This window comes from Citrobacter sp. Cpo045 (assembly GCF_030332875.1).
Lineage (GTDB): Bacteria > Pseudomonadota > Gammaproteobacteria > Enterobacterales > Enterobacteriaceae > Citrobacter > Citrobacter portucalensis.
Map to the genome: position 1 here is coordinate 550,492 of NZ_JAOWGZ010000096.1, position 16,092 is coordinate 566,583.

Genomic DNA, 16,092 nt, shown 5'->3' on the forward strand with positions numbered 1-16,092 from the left:
CTTATTCCTCCAGTTGTTGAAGACTGCGGCTGCGAATCTCTTGTTGCAGCTTCTCAATCACTTCATTTACGTCCAGGCTGCCCAAGTCTTTGCCACGACGGGTGCGCACGGCAACTTTGCCTGCTTCTACCTCTTTGTCGCCACAGACCAACATGTAAGGGACACGACGTAAAGTGTGCTCGCGGATTTTAAAGCCAATCTTCTCATTTCTCAAGTCTGCTTTTACACGAATACCCGCATTTTGTAGTTTCTGCGTTAATTCGTTAACGTATTCAGACTGAGAATCGGTGATGTTCATGACCACAACCTGAACCGGCGCGAGCCAGGTCGGGAAGAAGCCAGCGAACTCTTCGGTCAGGATACCGATGAAACGTTCCATTGACCCAAGAATTGCACGGTGAATCATAACCGGAACCTGACGCTCGTTGTTTTCGCCAACGTAAGAGGCGCTTAAACGGGACGGCAGGGAGAAGTCCAGCTGTACAGTACCGCACTGCCATGCACGATCGAGGCAGTCATACAGGGTAAATTCAATTTTCGGACCGTAGAACGCGCCCTCACCCAGTTGGAACTCAAACGGGATGTTGTTTTCTTCCAGCGCAACGGCCAGGTCAGCTTCAGCACGGTCCCACATTTCATCGCTACCGATACGTTTTTCGGGGCGAGTGGACAGTTTGACGACGATTTTCTCGAAGCCAAAGGTGCTGTACATATCGTAGACCATACGAATGCACGCGTTAACTTCATCACGAATCTGCTCTTCAGTACAGAAGATATGTGCATCATCTTGAGTGAAGCCACGAACACGCATCAGGCCATGCAGCGCACCTGACGGTTCATTACGGTGGCAGCTACCAAACTCAGCCATACGCAGCGGCAGATCGCGATAGGATTTCAGACCCTGATTAAAGATCTGCACGTGGCCTGGGCAGTTCATTGGCTTAATGCAGTATTCACGGTTCTCAGAAGAGGTGGTGAACATCGCATCTTTGTAGTTATCCCAGTGACCTGTTTTTTCCCACAGCACGCGGTCCATCATGAATGGGCCTTTCACTTCCTGATACTGGTATTCTTTCAGTTTTGAACGAACGAATACTTCCAGTTCACGGAAGATAGTCCAGCCATCGTTGTGCCAGAACACCATACCCGGTGCTTCTTCCTGCATATGATACAGGTCAAGCTGTTTACCGATTTTACGGTGATCGCGTTTGGCCGCTTCTTCCAGACGTTGCAGGTAGGCATTCAGGGCTTTTTTATCTGCCCATGCAGTACCATAAATACGCTGCAGCATCTTGTTATTGCTGTCGCCACGCCAGTATGCCCCTGCGGTCTTCATCAGTTTGAAGTGATGGCAGAAGCGCATGTTCGGCACGTGCGGGCCACGGCACATATCGACATATTCTTCATGATGGTACAAGCCAGGCTTGTCATCATGGGCAATGTTTTCATCAAGAATGGAGACTTTATAGGTCTCGCCACGCTTCACGAAGGTTTCACGCGCTTCGTACCAGCTGACTTTCTTCTTAATGACATCGTAGTTTTTCTCAGCGAGCTCGTGCATCCGCTTCTCGAGCGCGTCGACGTCTTCCTGGGTTAACGTACGGTCAAGATCGATATCGTAGTAAAAACCGTTATCAACAACCGGTCCGATCGCCATTTTGGTGTGCGGCCAGAGTTGTTTGATCGCGTGCCCTAACAGGTGCGCACAGGAGTGACGAATGATCTCCAGACCTTCTTCATCCTTCGCGGTGATGATGGAGAGTTTCGCATCATGCTCAATCAGATCGGAAGCATCTACCAGCTCACCGTCAACACGGCCAGCAATAGTGGCTTTCGCCAGACCTGGACCGATGTCCAGCGCAACATCCATGGGGCTTACAGCGTGGTCGTAATGGCGTTGGCTGCCATCAGGAAGAGTAATAACAGGCATGTTATATCCTTATTTGCAGTGGTGACCCACACGTAAGATCACATACAAAGATTCAATATTTAAAATTATCAAAAAGGTGTGGGCTGATTCCCGCTTCACTCTGCGAAATATGTCACTGGTTGCCTTAAAGACCACACTGGACCTACACCCGCTTTTTGATAACACCGTTTGACAGTGTACACGGCATTACGGGTCGATCAAAGCAACAATCAACGCGCGCTCTATGATGTAAATCAATTCACTGACACCCAACCGTCTTTGTTACACTTGCACAAAGTCATCTAACCTGAGCAGGAAAAAAACAATGCCCACAAATCGCTTTGCGAAGAAACACTGGAAGATGGTTGTGATTCTGCTCGTTATTTGTGCGGCCATGTTGATGCTGCGCTGGGCTGCGATGATCTGGGGCTAAATGACGCTCCCCCACTGTTCCGGTTTCGTTTATTTATCGATTAATCGAATTAGTCTGAAAATAGCGCGTTATGGCCAGGTAAAAAAATAAAACGCAAATTAAATATTAAATAAACTTAACTTTAATTTAGGAAAGCCAGGTCATTTATTTGACCCGGCTTGTCATTACATCCGATAGCCGAGGGAAACTGTCGTACGGCGATCGGTATGCTCCGGCGCTGTTGCCGGCGGTTCAGAGTTCCAGGTCACGTTGTAAGCCACCTTTAACCCAAAGTGCTCGTTGATGGCAACGTTCAGGGCAGTTTCAGAGTTGAGCGTGGTATCGTCAGCGCCGAATACCGACACACCCTGAGTAAACTTGGTATTGTCCGTCATCTGCCAAGCATAGGCCCCGGACGCATAGCCCAACGGCTGTGTTTCGGTGGTGCCATCCGTGTGCTCGTCATAGCGCACGCCAGGACCGAATTCGAAACGGAAGCTGTGTACAGGTCCGTTGAGGAACTGACGACCATAACCCGCTGTCAGCACGTCACGCTCGCGGTAGCCGTTGTAGCGGTCGGTCAACCAGCTTGCCTGTCCAAAGAGATAGTCATAGTCGGTCATGTTGTAACGACTACGGCCACCTACGGCATATTTCTCCGATGAACGCTCATCATTTGAGGAGGTATTGCTGGCATTTCCCCACAGAGACCATGCCGTCGTTTGGCCGTACCAGGTCATGGTGGTATCTGCGGTTAAAGAAGAACTTTTTGTGTTGCCTGACTGGGCGAGATATCCCGCGTTCAGGTTACCTTCAAAGGGTTTTTTCGCGCTGGAAGGGTCATCCATGACAGTAAAAACGGAATCATCGGCTACAGCATGCATTGACGCAAGCAGGCCTCCCGTCAGCAGTAATGCTGCGGGCACTGTCTTCAAAAGCTTCATTTATTAAGAGTCCGTACAACAAAAAAAGAGACCATTACGGTCTCGGAAACTTTCATATGGATCAATGACAAAAGACCCTTGAAAGGTAACAAATTATAAAAAGACTCGAATAACATAGCAATAAATTCTTATTTCATTTTTTGAATAAGAGCGTTCCTAAACCTTTATTTTATTTATATATCTTTATGACGATAATTTTAAATAAAGATATGAAAAATCATGTTGTTAATTACTTCACTTTCGGGAGGTTAAGTGCCAGACTGAGTTCAGCCTAACAGGAGGTAAAGATGGTACGTATCTATACGTTAACACTTGCGCCCTCTCTCGATAGCGCAACAATCACCCCGCAAATTTACCCGGAAGGTAAGCTTCGTTGTACCTCGCCGGTTTTTGAACCCGGCGGCGGCGGTATCAACGTCGCTCGCGCAATTGCCCATCTTGGCGGAACCGCAACAGCGATTTTCCCCGCGGGGGGAGCAACCGGAGAACATCTTGTTGCATTGCTCGCCGACGAAAATGTTCCCGTATCTACCGTCGAAGCCAAAGACTGGACCCGACAAAATCTTCATGTCCACGTGGAGTCCAGCGGCGAACAATATCGTTTTGTCATGCCAGGCGCTGCGCTGACCGATGAAGAGTTCTACCAGCTTCAGGATCAGGTGCTGGAAATTGAGTCTGGTGCGCTGCTGGTCATCAGCGGCAGTTTGCCGCCCGGCGTACAGCTTGAGAAGTTGACCCGACTCATTACCACCGCACAAAAACAGGGGATCCGCTGTATTGTCGACAGTTCAGGCGAAGCACTGACGGCGGCGTTAGCCATCGGCAATATCGAACTGGTCAAACCCAACCTCAAAGAACTGAGTGCGCTGGTAAACCGCGAACTGACACAGCCCGATGATGTGCGCAAGGCCGCGCAGGAAATCGTGCAAAGCGGAAAAGCGCACCGCGTTGTGGTATCGCTTGGGCCGCAAGGGGCGCTGGGTGTAGATCGCGATACCTGCGTTCAGGTGGTTCCGCCACCGGTGAAAAGTCAAAGTACCGTAGGTGCAGGCGACAGTATGGTCGGGGCCATGACGCTTAAACTGGCAGAGAACGCGCCTTTTGAGGATATTGTCCGTTACGGTGTCGCCGCGGGCAGCGCAGCAACGCTGAATCAGGGTACTCGCCTGTGCTCTTTGGACGACACGCAAAAAATATATTCGTATCTCGCTCAGTAATAACACCGTCCCTCTTTTGAAGAAAAAGGGGGATTCTCGCGTAAAACTGTCAGCATGGGTGTTATGCGACTATGATAAAAAATCACGTGATTACAAAGAAGTGAATCATGTGCAGTCAGACGTCTCCACAACGGTGCGAGGTGAAGAAGAGCGACAAACATTAAGTGCCTTTCCAGCGATGACGCGTCCGTGGTGTGCGTCAGTTCGTGTTTTTTAACCGCATTCTTGCGCTAACCTTATGATCTGGCAGACAACATGGGGAGAGACATCATGTGGCAGGCTATCAGTCGTCTTTTAAGCGAGCAATTAGGTGAAGGCGAAATCGAACTGCGTAATGAACTGCCCGGCGGAGAGATCCACGCCGCATGGCATTTACGCTATGCGGGGCGAGATTTTTTCGTCAAATGCGATGAAAGAGAGCTGTTAACCGGCTTTACGGCAGAAGCCGATCAGCTGGAGCTACTTTCCCGCAGTCAAACTGTATCTGTACCGAAAGTCTGGGCAGTAGGCGCAGACAGAGATTACAGCTTTCTGGTGATGGATTTCCTCCCTCCCCGTCCGCTTGATGCGCATAACGCGTTTATCCTCGGTCAACAGCTTGCGCATTTGCACGAATGGAGCGACCAGCCTCAGTTTGGTCTCGACTTCGATAACGCGCTCTCTACCACGCCGCAGCCAAATACCTGGCAACGTCGCTGGTCAACCTTTTTCGCTGAGCAGCGTATAGGCTGGCAGCTGGAACTCGCCGCTGAAAAAGGCATTGCGTTTGGCAATATTGACGCCATCGTCGAACATGTCCAGCAACGTCTCTCTTCTCATCAGCCGCAGCCGTCTCTCCTGCACGGTGATTTGTGGTCCGGGAACTGCGCCCTCGGCCCGAACGGTCCGTACATCTTTGACCCTGCCTGCTACTGGGGGGACAGAGAGTGTGACCTGGCAATGCTGCCGTTACATACCGATCAGCCGCCGCAAATTTATGACGGTTACCAGTCTGTCTCGCCACTACCGCTGGATTTTCTCGACAGGCAGCCAATCTACCAGCTCTATACGCTGCTGAATCGGGCAATTCTGTTCGGGGGACAGCATTTGGTTGTGGCGCAGAAAGCGCTGGATAGATTACTGTCGGCTTAACGACGTACCGTGTTGCTTATCAGGCCTGCCGTTTCGCAACGTGGCAGGCCCGATAGAGTGGCACTTACAAAAAGCCCAGCAGTGAGAAGAAGAAGTAGCCGATCACGATAACGATCACCGGCAGAATATAAAGCGGGAAAATTTGTAAGAAGATCGTATGGTGCGGTACCACAATTCGCGACTCAAGTTGCTCGCGGGATAATCCTTCACTGCCCTTTGCTTGTTCCAGAATTAGCTGATCCTCAACGCCTTCGCGTAAGAAACGCGCCTGGCGGCTCATTCTGGCGCCTGAGTCCTGCAACGCCAGGCCGATAAAAATCAGAATGAATATCAGCCAAAAAACGAGATTCAGTCCACTTTGAAAATCGGGCGTTGGCGAGTTATACCAGAACACGTTAAGAAAAGGTGTGTTCACCCGCATCATGTCGATCATCACATGGGCAAAATCGAGCATGACCGCGTTAATCCCTTCCTGCTTTTCGCTGTGCGCGTACATAAACTTCAGTACTGAAACCAGCGTTGAAATCAGCGCGGGAATGAAAACCACCCATCCCACCAGCCTTTTCAAGATGGCAATGCGTCCAGCTTGTTGATACGTCATGAGTTCCCCTTGATTAAGACGTGTCATTTTGGCCTAAGTTTACCCGTTGATTACCGTTTTCGCCTGATCTTTAAAGGCGGTATACTGCTGAATTAGCCATAATGAACGCTCAGAGTCCGTCCAGGCTGGCTCTAATCCCTTTTATCACCGTAAAGGAGAGGTTGTAATGTCAACCCCGCGTCAAATTCTTGCTGCAATTTTCGATATGGATGGGTTACTGGTCGATTCTGAACCGCTTTGGGATCAGGCTGAACTGGATGTGATAGCAAGTTTAGGCGTTGATATCTCCCGCCGCCATGAACTTCCCGATACCCTTGGCTTACGCATCGACATGGTGGTTGATTTGTGGTTTGCGCAGCAACCCTGGAACGGCCCCTCACGTCAGGAAGTCACCGAGCGCATCATTACCCGGGCCATTGCGTTGGTTGAAGAGACAAAACCGCTGCTGCCAGGCGTTCGTGAAGCTGTGGCAATGTGCAAATCTCAGGGAATCAAAGTAGGACTGGCATCCGCCTCGCCGCTACATATGCTGGAAAAAGTGCTGACCATGTTTGATCTGCGCGATGACTTCGACGCGCTGGCTTCTGCAGAAAAACTGCCTTACAGCAAACCGCACCCGCAAGTTTACCTCGATTGTGCGGCAAAACTGGGCATTGACCCGTTAAACTGCGTAGCACTGGAAGACTCAGTGAACGGCATGATTGCCTCGAAAGCTGCCCGTATGCGTTCCATCGTCGTACCAGCGCATGAGAATCAGGACGATCCTCGCTTCGTGCTTGCCGACGTCAAACTAACCTCGCTCACCGAACTCACAGCCGCCCATCTGCGCGGCTAATCCTGTAACGGGCAATGATCGTATTGCCCGTCTTTTCAGACTCTCTATTTTAAAACGCCGTTTCATTTTTAATTGTATTTCTGTTTAACCTCTCCTATCCTTGCCCTATAGCGCAAGCGTTAATGACATAAATAGTTGAGGTAAACATGATTCAGGAAGCTTTTCGTCTCGAGGGTAAAGTCGCCATCGTCACTGGATGTGACACCGGCCTCGGGCAGGGTATGGCAGTGGCGCTGGCTGAAGCGGGCTGCGATGTAGTCGGCGTGAATCGTAAAATACCGCATGAAACAGCAGAGAAAATTAACGCCTTCGGTCGACGCTTTATGGCCATTCAGGCCGACCTCAGTCAACAAGATGCTCTCACCAGCATCGTGACACAAACGGTATCGGCGTTTGGCCGGGTCGATATTCTGGTCAACAATGCAGGAACTATACGCCGTCAGGATGCACTGGACTTCAGTGAAAAAGATTGGGATGACGTGATGAATCTGAATCTCAAATCCGTTTTCTTTCTGTCGCAGGCTGTGGCGCGTCAGTTTCTGGCTCAGGGCAATGGCGGAAAAATCATTAACATTGCCTCGATGCTCTCTTTTCAGGGGGGTATCCGTGTACCTTCCTATACCGCATCAAAAAGCGGCGTTCTGGGCATCACCCGCCTGCTCGCCAATGAATGGGCGGCCAAAGGAATTAATGTCAATGCTATCGCGCCCGGCTATATGGCGACCAACAACACCCAGCAACTGCGCGCAGACAGCGAGCGTAATCAGGAGATTGTCGATCGTATTCCCGCAGGGCGCTGGGGCACGCCAAATGACCTGAAAGGCCCGGTCGTTTTCCTTGCAAGTCCCGCCTCTGACTATATTCATGGCTATACGCTGGCGGTGGATGGCGGTTGGCTGGCGCGGTAAAGGCGCACTTGTGACATAGGGTTACAACGTCACCTCTTCCGCCTACTGTATAAAACCCCTATACTGTATGAATCGACAGTTTATTGGGTTTTATCATGACGGCGGAAGGCCACCTTCTTTTTTCTATTGCCTGTGCGGTATTTGCCAAGAATGCCGAGCTAACGCCCGTTCTTGCGCAGGGTGACTGGTGGCATATTGTTCCTTCAGCCATTTTAACGTGCCTGCTGCCGGATATCGATCATCCCAAATCTCTGCTGGGACAGCGTCTGAAGTGGATATCAAAACCCATTGCCCGCGCATTTGGCCATCGCGGGTTTACGCATAGCCTGCTGGCGGTTTTTGCCCTGCTGGCCACGTTCTACCTGAAAGTCCCGGATACCTGGATAATACCGGCCGATGCCTTACAAGGTATGGTACTCGGCTATCTTAGTCACATTCTGGCTGACATGCTGACTCCAGCAGGCGTTCCCCTGCTTTGGCCCTGCCGCTGGCGTTTTCGTCTGCCCATCCTTGTGCCGCAAAAAGGCAATCAACTGGAGCGGTTTCTGTGCATGGCACTGTTCGCGTGGGCAATCTGGATGCCGCAGACCGTACAAGAGAACAGCGCGGTACGCTGGTCTTCGCAGATGATTAATACGCTACAAATGCAGTTCAATCGTTTCATAACGCATCAGATTGACTAATAAATCAGCCAAAAAGTCATTTTAGGTATAAACAATTCCATTTGAATATAAGAGGCAAGTCACAGTTCTGCTAATCTTGCGCCAACAGAATCACCTTTAAACGGTGATACGCATAATAAGATCAGGAGAACGGGGATGAACTTTCCATTAATCGCGAACATTATCGTGTTCGTAGTGCTGCTGTTCGTGCTGGCGCAAGCCCGTCACAAACAGTGGAGTCTGGCCAAAAAAGTACTGGTCGGTCTGGTCATGGGTGTCGTGTTCGGCCTTGCCCTGCACACCATTTATGGCTCCGACAGCCAGGTTCTTAAAGATTCAGTACAGTGGTTCAACATTGTCGGCAACGGCTATGTCCAACTGCTGCAGATGATTGTTATGCCGCTGGTATTTGCGTCTATTCTCAGCGCCGTTGCACGTCTGCATAACGCCTCTCAGTTAGGTAAAATCAGCTTCCTGACCATCGGAACGCTGCTGTTTACCACGCTGATTGCCGCGCTGGTAGGGGTTCTGGTGACCAACCTGTTCGGCCTGACCGCCGAAGGTCTGGTGCAAGGTGGTGCCGAAACCGCCCGTCTGAACGCGATTGAAACCAACTATGTTGGCAAAGTGGCTGACCTCAGCGTTCCGCAACTGGTGCTGTCGTTTATTCCGAAAAACCCGTTTGCCGATCTGACTGGCGCGAACCCGACGTCGATTATCAGCGTGGTTATCTTCGCGGCATTCCTGGGTGTAGCCGCACTGAAACTGCTGAAAGATGATGCACCAAAAGGCGAGCGCGTTCTGGTCGCTATCGATACCCTGCAAAGCTGGGTGATGAAACTGGTTCGTCTGGTGATGCAGTTGACGCCGTACGGTGTTCTGGCGCTGATGACCAAAGTGGTTGCGGGTTCCAACCTGCAGGACATCATCAAGCTGGGTAGCTTCGTCGTGGCCTCTTATCTCGGTCTGGGCATTATGTTCGTGGTACACGGGATCCTGCTGGGTGTGAACGGCGTTAGCCCGTTAAAATACTTCCGCAAGGTATGGCCAGTGCTGACGTTCGCATTCACCAGCCGTTCCAGCGCAGCCTCAATTCCGCTGAACGTTGAAGCGCAGACCCGTCGTCTGGGCGTGCCTGAATCCATCGCCTCATTTGCCGCCTCGTTTGGTGCCACGATTGGTCAGAACGGTTGTGCGGGCCTGTACCCGGCAATGCTGGCAGTAATGGTTGCACCGACCGTCGGTATCAACCCACTGGACCCAATGTGGATTGCCACGCTGGTTGGTATCGTGACCGTGAGCTCCGCAGGGGTTGCGGGTGTGGGTGGCGGTGCAACATTTGCCGCGCTGATCGTCCTGCCCGCTATGGGTCTGCCGGTCACGCTGGTTGCGCTGCTGATCTCCGTTGAGCCGCTGATCGATATGGGTCGTACCGCGCTGAACGTAAGCGGTTCCATGACTGCCGGTACGCTGACCAGCCAATGGCTCAAGCAGACTGATAAAACGATTCTGGACAGCGACGATAACGCCGAACTGGCGCATCGCTAAGTCTGTCAGCTAAAAAACAAAAAACCGCCGGAGTGTCATGCTCCTGCGGTTTTTTTATATCCATTAATCGCTTAGTTCATTTTCCTGGCGAATCTGATTAGCCCAGCGCTGTGCTGATTCCGGGACCGTAAATGCAGGCGAACGTTGAAACGCCTCCCCCATTAAGACAAAAGCGACATATTTTCCGCGTAGTATCCATACGTCACGAAACGCATCCATTTTAATCGCATGCTCTGGTGGCGCGGGCTCCACGCGAGGAACATAGCTGATAACCGGACGATTTTGTTGGCGAAGAGGTTTCATAATCAGTTGCTTCACTAAAGACAAATTCTAAAAATCAGAAAACCGCTATCTTAGCCGATTTTGCCACTGGGCGGTGCAAAAACAGCGTATTCATGAAGGGAATGACTATATCGGGGATCGCAGACGGGTTGCAGGTGCTATTTGTGCCACAAGCAAAAAAATGCGGCGCATTAAGCGCCGCAAACTCAGGAATTACACGTTCAGAAAACTGCCAAGACGATAACCGCGCTCCGCAATTGCATATTTCAGTGACGAAGACGTCAGCACGTCGAGCTCAGTTAAGCGGGGGTAACAGTAGGCACTTTGACGAATAATGTCATCGATAAAGGCCGGATGACACATCACTTCCAGCGAAGACTCTCCCCGGTCGGCTGACGCATCCAGCGTCTGTAAAAACAGAGCCTCGGAAATCGCTTCGCCGTAAAACTCGCTGCTGAATCCCTGGGAGGTACGTAACGTTTCCGGAAAATCAGACGCCTGAAACACGGTCTGACGATCGATACGCAATGCAATCCCCTTCTCGGCAGCAAACCCGGCTACGATAGGGAAAATTTGCGGGAACATATGCACATGGTGATGGCTATCCAGATGCGTCGGCTCCCGCCCGAACAGGTCAATAAAACGCTGATACTGCGCGGCCAGCTCCTGAGAAATTTCATCCAGCGGCAAAGTGTCCTCCTCTGCCATCTGCCAGATCCATTTCCCCAGTAATCCGTCACGGGTAAGGCCCGGCATTGCCGTCAACGGCCTACCCAGCGTCAGAACAAAATGCATCCCGACGGCAAGTGCAGGTATGTCGCGACTCAGCTGTACCGCATGGTCAATCGCCGCACCGTTAACCAATGCCGTTGTCGAGGTGACAACGCCATTGCGACAGGCTTCAACAATGCCGTAGTTTTGTCCTTTACTCAGGCCAAAATCATCCGCATTCACAATCAGTACGCGTTCCATAGCCGACCTCAGTTAGTGTTGTTCGCTTTTGAGTTTCTCAATGCACCCGGCGAAGTTTGGCAACCATTTTTCATGTGCCAGGATTAGCTCACGCGCCAGAATCTCGGCATCGCTGTCAGAATGCACCAGCGGACTCAGGTTTAACGCCAGCAGCACATCATTCAGCTCGCCGCTCAATGCCGCATTGCTCGCCGCAACCTCAAAGCCTTTAATGGTGTAGATAAGGCCAAGTACTTTCTCATCAAAATGGGTAATACGTGGGTGCGGCGTAGCACCGTTACGTCCCAGCGTGCAGGTCATCTCAACCGCCCAGTCCGCAGGAATGTTATCAACATGTCCATGATGTGGAATGTTGACATAGTGCTCGGTCTGTTTGTCGTTGTAGATGGCGTTGATCACTTCACAGGCCGCATCGGAGTAATACGCGCCACCACGCTGCTCCAGCTCTTTCGGCTTAACGTTCAGCTCAGGATTTTTATAGAGATCAAAAAGTTGTTTCTCAACTTTCTGTACCACCTGAGCGCGTGCCCCGCCTTTATAGTATTCACCCATTTCAATCGCCAGCATCTCTTTTGGCTTGAAGTAGTACAGCAAATACGAGCACGGCAGCAGCTTCAGCGAACGAATCAACCCTTCGCTGAACGGCAGGTCAAAAATGTTCTTCACGGCGGAAGCTTTCAGTTGTCCAGAAGCTACGCCATCCAACAGTTCATCAAAGCGTGTTGTACCGTTCACCAGCACGTCTTTAATAAAGACCATGTGGTTCAGACCGAACAGATCGATGGATAAATCATCGCTCTCTTTCAGCGCCAGCACATCGCTAATGAACATTTTCATGCCGACAGGAATATTACACACACCGATGAATTTCTTGAAATTCGTGTGGCGATAGACCGCTTCAGTCACCATCCCTGCCGGGTTAGTAAAGTTAATCACCCAGGCATTCGGGCACAGTTCTTCCACATCTTTAATAATGTCAAAGATAACCGGAATGGTACGCAGACCTTTGAACAGCCCGCCAGCACCGTTGGTTTCCTGTCCCAGATAACCGTGGCTCAGCGGAATGCGTTCATCCTTTTCACGGGCTTTCAGTTGCCCTACGCGCAGTTGGGTGGTAACGAAATCAGCATCTTTCAGTGCTTCACGGCGGTCCAGCGTTTTAAACAACTTCATCGGTACGCCGGCTTTGTCGATCATGCGCTGGCAAAGGTCAAAAATAATATCCAGCTTCTCTTTTCCACCGTCGACATCAACCAGCCACAACTCAGAAACCGGTAATTCATGATAGCGCTTAATAAAGCCTTCAAGTAATTCAGGGGTGTAGCTGCTCCCGCCACCGATAGTGACGACTTTTAATTTCTGGCTCATACTTTCTCCCTTCAGTGTAAAAACACTGACGTGTATTATGCTCAACCCGTTTGTCAGGTATAGCGTGGCTGTCCCGACGCTATTTTGGGCAAGCTATAAAAAATGGGTTATTAGCAAATAATATCTACTGATTAAATTCAGTTAATTTCTTACGGTAGCTATTCGGTGTAAACGACGTCAGCTTTTTAAACGTTTTAATAAACAGGCTTGGACTACTGTAGCCAGACTCGTAAGCAATATCCGTTACAGAATAGTTCGTCATTTCCAGCTGTTTTTTAGCAAAGTTAATGCGGATTTCATTAATAATCTGCATCGGCGTTTTGCTGTAATAACGCTGGGTAGCGCGGGTCAGATACTCCTGGGATTTCGCGGACAGGTGTACCATATTTTCCAGCGCATTCTCGCTAAACTGCCGTTTGTCGTGCATGGTCTCGACGGTGGTTTTAAGCCACTGCGGAATATCATCCAGCACTTGCTCTTCGCGATGATGGCGTAACCGATTTATAATATAGAAGGTGACCACTTCTACAAATTCATCCAGCCCGCTCTCACGAAAGTTAAGTGATGCAATAACCGTTTCAATGTAGGTAAGAAACGAGTTATTCGCCCGATAGACCTGCGATGCAACGAAACAAAATGGCAGCAGCGGGTGATAGTGCTGTTCAAAAAAACGTTTACTGATGCCAACGTTAAGGATCCTTGTCGCACCAAAATCATAAAAACTCTGGTGGTGCGATCCCAACGGGATAAAGACAAAGTCTCCACGTTCTAGCAGTACGCGTTTACCGTTGATTTCCTGATAATAGCGCCCGGTTAAAACCAGGGTAAACTCATAGTAGTCATGCTGATGCAGCCCGCTGATGCTCTCAGTTTTGTTATAGATGAACACATGGAAATTTTTGCCATTAAACAGCTGCTGTTCATAAACGGTTTTGATTTCCGGTGCGTTAATCTGTAGCTGCATTATGCACTCCTCGCTATTTCAGCTTTTCGTGAAGCTCAATCAGTTCAGTCACCAGCTCACGCGCCAGCATTGATGTCATCAGGTGGTCCTGTGCGTGGACCAGCACCAGGCTGACTTTCATTTTACCTTCGCCCTGATCGCCTTCAATCAATTTCGTTTGCACGAGGTGCGCTTCGTTCAGCGCCAGACGAGACTGGTCCATCATGGTCTTAGCTGACTCGAAATCACCCTGCTTGGCCATTTTGAGTGCGCCGTACGCCAGGCTACGCGCCTGACCGGAGTTGATGATGAGGCCCATCACCACTTCTTCAAGTTCTTCTGCTTCTGACTGCGTGTCGACGATGTTCTCGATATCCAACATACTTTTTTCCTCTGGTTCAGTCCGGCATGACCGTAAAGCCATGCCGGATTAAATTTAGAATTTTAATGCGTTAGCGATATCTTCTTCGCTTTCTTCTTGGTCAATAACGTTCTGCGCTTTGTTGGCTACCACCACGAACGGCAGGTAAACCAGCGTTGCGATACCGAGGTTGAACAGCGCGACCAGCAGAGCAGCGACGCTACCGTTGGTGTTAAAGAACGCGCCCAAACCGGTTGGCATAGTCCACGGTGCAATGTTGGTAATCGGTGGAATAATGCCTGAGTAGTAAGCTGCCAGCGTAATCGCCGCCAGAATCGGTTGCACCAGAATGAACGGGATAAACATCACCGGGTTCATGATGATCGGCAGACCGAACAGGATAGGTTCGTTAATCTGGAACAGACCTGACGGCAGTGCCAGTTTAGCAACCTGACGATAGTCAGGACGACGCGATGCCAGGAAGATAGCGATAATCAGACCCAGCGTTGCTCCGCTACCCCCAAGGAAAATATAGGAGTCGAGCATCGGTTTCGCCCAGACGTGGAACGTCTTACCGGCTTCCAGCGCGGCATCTACGGAACCAAACTGTTGGTAGATAGAGATGTTTTCCAGCGCCCATGGCGTCATGATACCGCTGTCCAGCGCAGTCAGCGCCAGTGAACCGTGAATACCGAAGAACCACAGCAGCGGAACAAAAATCACGTAGGCCCAGCCCACCACGCTGCCCAACGACGCCAGCGGAGTTGAAATGGAATCCATAATGATCTGGTGGAAGTTCGTACCCCAGGTGTTCAATGCCCAGGCGATGATCCCCATAATGGAGAGGATAAGGAAGCCAGGAATCAGCGCAGAGAAAGAGCGCGATACGGATGTCGGTACGCTATCAGGTAATTTAATGACCCAATTGCGACGAACCACAAAGGTGAACATTTCCGCGACCGCAAGGCCGATAATAATACCGGAAATAATATTGGCACCGCCGAGCCAGTTCGCGCCAACGGCATAGGCTTCACCCACGCTATAAGGCGTTACGGTCATAAACGCGGCGACGGATAACAGCCCGGCAGCCAGTGAGTCGACTTTACGTTCTTCTGCCAGCGCCATGCCGATAAAGAACGGTGCCATCAATGACATGATACCCAGCGTACCGTTGTAGACGTTTCCACCAATGCCTTTCAAGCTATTCAAAGTTTCAATAGTCGAAGCATCAAGTCGAATGCCCATTGAATAAAAAAACGACCCCTCCCCAAAGCTCAGGAAAACGTTATTGATTAATACAAACATGGCCCCTGCGAGGGTTAACGGCATTAAACGAATAAAACCGTTCTTGATTGCATTAACGTGTGGCTGCTTTCCAATTTTTACAGCAAAAGGAAGGAGTACCTTTTCAAGTGAAGCAATAGCGTTACTCATAGAAAAATACCCTTAAATACCGCAATTAATAATTGCGGTGAATGTTAATGAAATAACTCTTTGACGGGAAAAATTAAAATAAAATAATTAATTTGCTGCGGCTTTTTTAATTGCTGCAACAGCAGCCTTAAGCACGCCTAAACCATCGACTTTGCCATACAGCAGCGAGTCAATCACTTCCACAGGCTTGTTGGGTAACAAACGCTGAATTTCGGGCAACATATAAGCAATTTGTGGACCTAATAACACGACATCGGCGACAGGACCTTTTTCTCCGGCCAGCGTTTCAGGAAATGCTTCAATAATAACCGGCACTTCGTATTTTTCGGCCTGAGCACGCATCTTCGAAACCAACAATGAAGTCGACATGCCCGCAGAACAAAACAGATAAATGTGTTTCTTTTCCATTAAAACGATCCTCATGTGCGATTATCTGTCAACCAGACACTCCGCAAGCCATAACCTGCATCCATGCTCTGGGTAACTTGCGTCAGCTAAATTACTTTTTTAGGTGGCTGAAATGAGTATACGGGATTGCACCGGTGGATGGTATTTCCTTGACCAA

At 50.1% G+C, this 16,092-nt stretch carries 17 protein-coding genes; 7 read left to right on the forward strand and 10 right to left on the reverse strand.

Annotated features, from left to right (window positions below):
• Position 1 precedes the first annotated feature (1 nt).
• Entirely contained in the window at positions 2-1,930 is a 1,929-nt protein-coding gene (gene thrS / locus OGY13_RS14270) for a threonine--tRNA ligase (RefSeq protein ID WP_003832572.1), read from the reverse strand.
• Between the two features lie 304 nt (positions 1,931-2,234).
• Between thrS and yniD the strand changes: the two genes are divergently transcribed.
• Positions 2,235-2,342: a small membrane protein YniD gene (yniD, locus tag OGY13_RS14275; RefSeq protein WP_003030590.1), complete on the forward strand. Its 108-nt coding sequence runs from the start codon at positions 2,235-2,237 to the stop codon at positions 2,340-2,342.
• Between the two features lie 164 nt (positions 2,343-2,506).
• Here the strand turns inward: yniD and OGY13_RS14280 are convergent, their stop codons facing one another.
• Complete coding sequence (locus tag OGY13_RS14280) at positions 2,507-3,265, reverse strand: DUF481 domain-containing protein (protein ID WP_003832568.1); 759 nt, start codon at positions 3,263-3,265, stop codon at positions 2,507-2,509.
• A 287-nt stretch (positions 3,266-3,552) separates the two neighbouring features.
• Here OGY13_RS14280 and pfkB point away from each other — a divergent pair, with 287 nt between their 5' ends.
• Together pfkB and OGY13_RS14290 are read left to right on the forward strand one after the other, a co-directional pair.
• Positions 3,553-4,482: a 6-phosphofructokinase II gene (gene pfkB / locus OGY13_RS14285; RefSeq protein WP_100272567.1), complete on the forward strand. Its 930-nt coding sequence runs from the start codon at positions 3,553-3,555 to the stop codon at positions 4,480-4,482.
• 270 nt (positions 4,483-4,752) lie between these two features.
• Positions 4,753-5,613, forward strand: coding sequence for a fructosamine kinase family protein (locus OGY13_RS14290; protein ID WP_103285100.1), 861 nt, complete (start codon positions 4,753-4,755; stop codon positions 5,611-5,613).
• 64 nt (positions 5,614-5,677) lie between these two features.
• Here OGY13_RS14290 and OGY13_RS14295 read toward each other — a convergent pair whose 3' ends face one another.
• A complete protein-coding gene (locus tag OGY13_RS14295) occupies positions 5,678-6,214 on the reverse strand; it encodes a YniB family protein (protein ID WP_008784573.1) in 537 nt (178 codons plus the stop codon).
• Between the two features lie 166 nt (positions 6,215-6,380).
• On the opposite strand from OGY13_RS14295, the gene hxpB reads away from it, so the two are divergent.
• The 4 genes from hxpB to tcyP all read left to right on the forward strand — a co-directional run bounded on the left by hxpB (position 6,381) and on the right by tcyP (position 10,167).
• Positions 6,381-7,049 carry a hexitol phosphatase HxpB gene (gene hxpB, locus OGY13_RS14300; RefSeq protein WP_213752547.1) on the forward strand — a complete coding sequence of 223 codons (669 nt, stop codon included), beginning with the start codon at positions 6,381-6,383 and terminating at the stop codon, positions 7,047-7,049.
• Positions 7,050-7,195: 146 nt separating this feature from the next.
• Complete coding sequence (gene kduD / locus OGY13_RS14305; protein WP_213752546.1) at positions 7,196-7,957, forward strand: 2-dehydro-3-deoxy-D-gluconate 5-dehydrogenase KduD; 762 nt, start codon at positions 7,196-7,198, stop codon at positions 7,955-7,957.
• Between the two features lie 83 nt (positions 7,958-8,040).
• Positions 8,041-8,640, forward strand: a complete 600-nt coding sequence (locus OGY13_RS14310; protein ID WP_008784570.1) for a metal-dependent hydrolase — start codon at positions 8,041-8,043, stop codon at positions 8,638-8,640.
• 135 nt (positions 8,641-8,775) lie between these two features.
• The gene (gene tcyP / locus OGY13_RS14315; RefSeq protein ID WP_006684833.1) at positions 8,776-10,167 is read left to right on the forward strand and encodes a cystine/sulfocysteine:cation symporter; all 1,392 of its coding nucleotides are present in this window, start codon (positions 8,776-8,778) and stop codon (positions 10,165-10,167) included.
• Between the two features lie 63 nt (positions 10,168-10,230).
• On the opposite strand, the gene cedA is transcribed toward tcyP, so the two are convergent.
• From cedA to chbB, 7 genes are all read right to left on the reverse strand, one after another.
• Positions 10,231-10,494 carry a cell division activator CedA gene (gene cedA / locus OGY13_RS14320; protein WP_071992542.1) on the reverse strand — a complete coding sequence of 88 codons (264 nt, stop codon included), beginning with the start codon at positions 10,492-10,494 and terminating at the stop codon, positions 10,231-10,233.
• A gap of 168 nt (positions 10,495-10,662) precedes the next feature.
• Positions 10,663-11,421 (reverse strand): chitin disaccharide deacetylase, encoded by a 759-nt coding sequence (gene chbG, locus OGY13_RS14325; RefSeq protein ID WP_032943153.1) that lies wholly within the window; start codon positions 11,419-11,421, stop codon positions 10,663-10,665.
• Positions 11,422-11,433: 12 nt separating this feature from the next.
• Complete coding sequence (locus OGY13_RS14330) at positions 11,434-12,789, reverse strand: 6-phospho-beta-glucosidase (protein ID WP_213752545.1); 1,356 nt, start codon at positions 12,787-12,789, stop codon at positions 11,434-11,436.
• Between the two features lie 124 nt (positions 12,790-12,913).
• Positions 12,914-13,756, reverse strand: coding sequence for a transcriptional regulator ChbR (chbR, locus tag OGY13_RS14335; RefSeq protein ID WP_085951046.1), 843 nt, complete (start codon positions 13,754-13,756; stop codon positions 12,914-12,916).
• A 10-nt stretch (positions 13,757-13,766) separates the two neighbouring features.
• The gene (gene chbA, locus OGY13_RS14340; protein WP_003832549.1) at positions 13,767-14,114 is read right to left on the reverse strand and encodes a PTS N,N'-diacetylchitobiose transporter subunit IIA; all 348 of its coding nucleotides are present in this window, start codon (positions 14,112-14,114) and stop codon (positions 13,767-13,769) included.
• A 54-nt stretch (positions 14,115-14,168) separates the two neighbouring features.
• Positions 14,169-15,527: a PTS N,N'-diacetylchitobiose transporter subunit IIC gene (chbC, locus tag OGY13_RS14345; protein WP_003030619.1), complete on the reverse strand. Its 1,359-nt coding sequence runs from the start codon at positions 15,525-15,527 to the stop codon at positions 14,169-14,171.
• 87 nt (positions 15,528-15,614) lie between these two features.
• On the reverse strand, positions 15,615-15,935 hold the full coding sequence (chbB, locus tag OGY13_RS14350; protein ID WP_003832547.1) for a PTS N,N'-diacetylchitobiose transporter subunit IIB: 321 nt from the start codon (positions 15,933-15,935) through the stop codon (positions 15,615-15,617).
• Positions 15,936-16,092: the final 157 nt, after the last annotated feature.

Excerpts from the sequence above, each read along its gene's own strand:
- thrS (WP_003832572.1), bottom strand. The coding sequence starts at position 1,930 with ATGCCTGTTATTACTCTTCCTGATGGCAGCCAACGCCATTACGACCAC.
- yniD (WP_003030590.1), top strand. The coding sequence starts at position 2,235 with ATGCCCACAAATCGCTTTGCGAAGAAACACTGGAAGATGGTTGTGATT.
- OGY13_RS14280 (WP_003832568.1), bottom strand. The coding sequence starts at position 3,265 with ATGAAGCTTTTGAAGACAGTGCCCGCAGCATTACTGCTGACGGGAGGC.
- pfkB (WP_100272567.1), top strand. The coding sequence starts at position 3,553 with ATGGTACGTATCTATACGTTAACACTTGCGCCCTCTCTCGATAGCGCA.
- OGY13_RS14290 (WP_103285100.1), top strand. The coding sequence starts at position 4,753 with ATGTGGCAGGCTATCAGTCGTCTTTTAAGCGAGCAATTAGGTGAAGGC.
- OGY13_RS14295 (WP_008784573.1), bottom strand. The coding sequence starts at position 6,214 with ATGACGTATCAACAAGCTGGACGCATTGCCATCTTGAAAAGGCTGGTG.
- hxpB (WP_213752547.1), top strand. The coding sequence starts at position 6,381 with ATGTCAACCCCGCGTCAAATTCTTGCTGCAATTTTCGATATGGATGGG.
- kduD (WP_213752546.1), top strand. The coding sequence starts at position 7,196 with ATGATTCAGGAAGCTTTTCGTCTCGAGGGTAAAGTCGCCATCGTCACT.
- tcyP (WP_006684833.1), top strand. The coding sequence starts at position 8,776 with ATGAACTTTCCATTAATCGCGAACATTATCGTGTTCGTAGTGCTGCTG.
- chbG (WP_032943153.1), bottom strand. The coding sequence starts at position 11,421 with ATGGAACGCGTACTGATTGTGAATGCGGATGATTTTGGCCTGAGTAAA.
- OGY13_RS14330 (WP_213752545.1), bottom strand. The coding sequence starts at position 12,789 with ATGAGCCAGAAATTAAAAGTCGTCACTATCGGTGGCGGGAGCAGCTAC.
- chbA (WP_003832549.1), bottom strand. The coding sequence starts at position 14,114 with ATGTTGGATATCGAGAACATCGTCGACACGCAGTCAGAAGCAGAAGAA.
- chbC (WP_003030619.1), bottom strand. The coding sequence starts at position 15,527 with ATGAGTAACGCTATTGCTTCACTTGAAAAGGTACTCCTTCCTTTTGCT.
- chbB (WP_003832547.1), bottom strand. The coding sequence starts at position 15,935 with ATGGAAAAGAAACACATTTATCTGTTTTGTTCTGCGGGCATGTCGACT.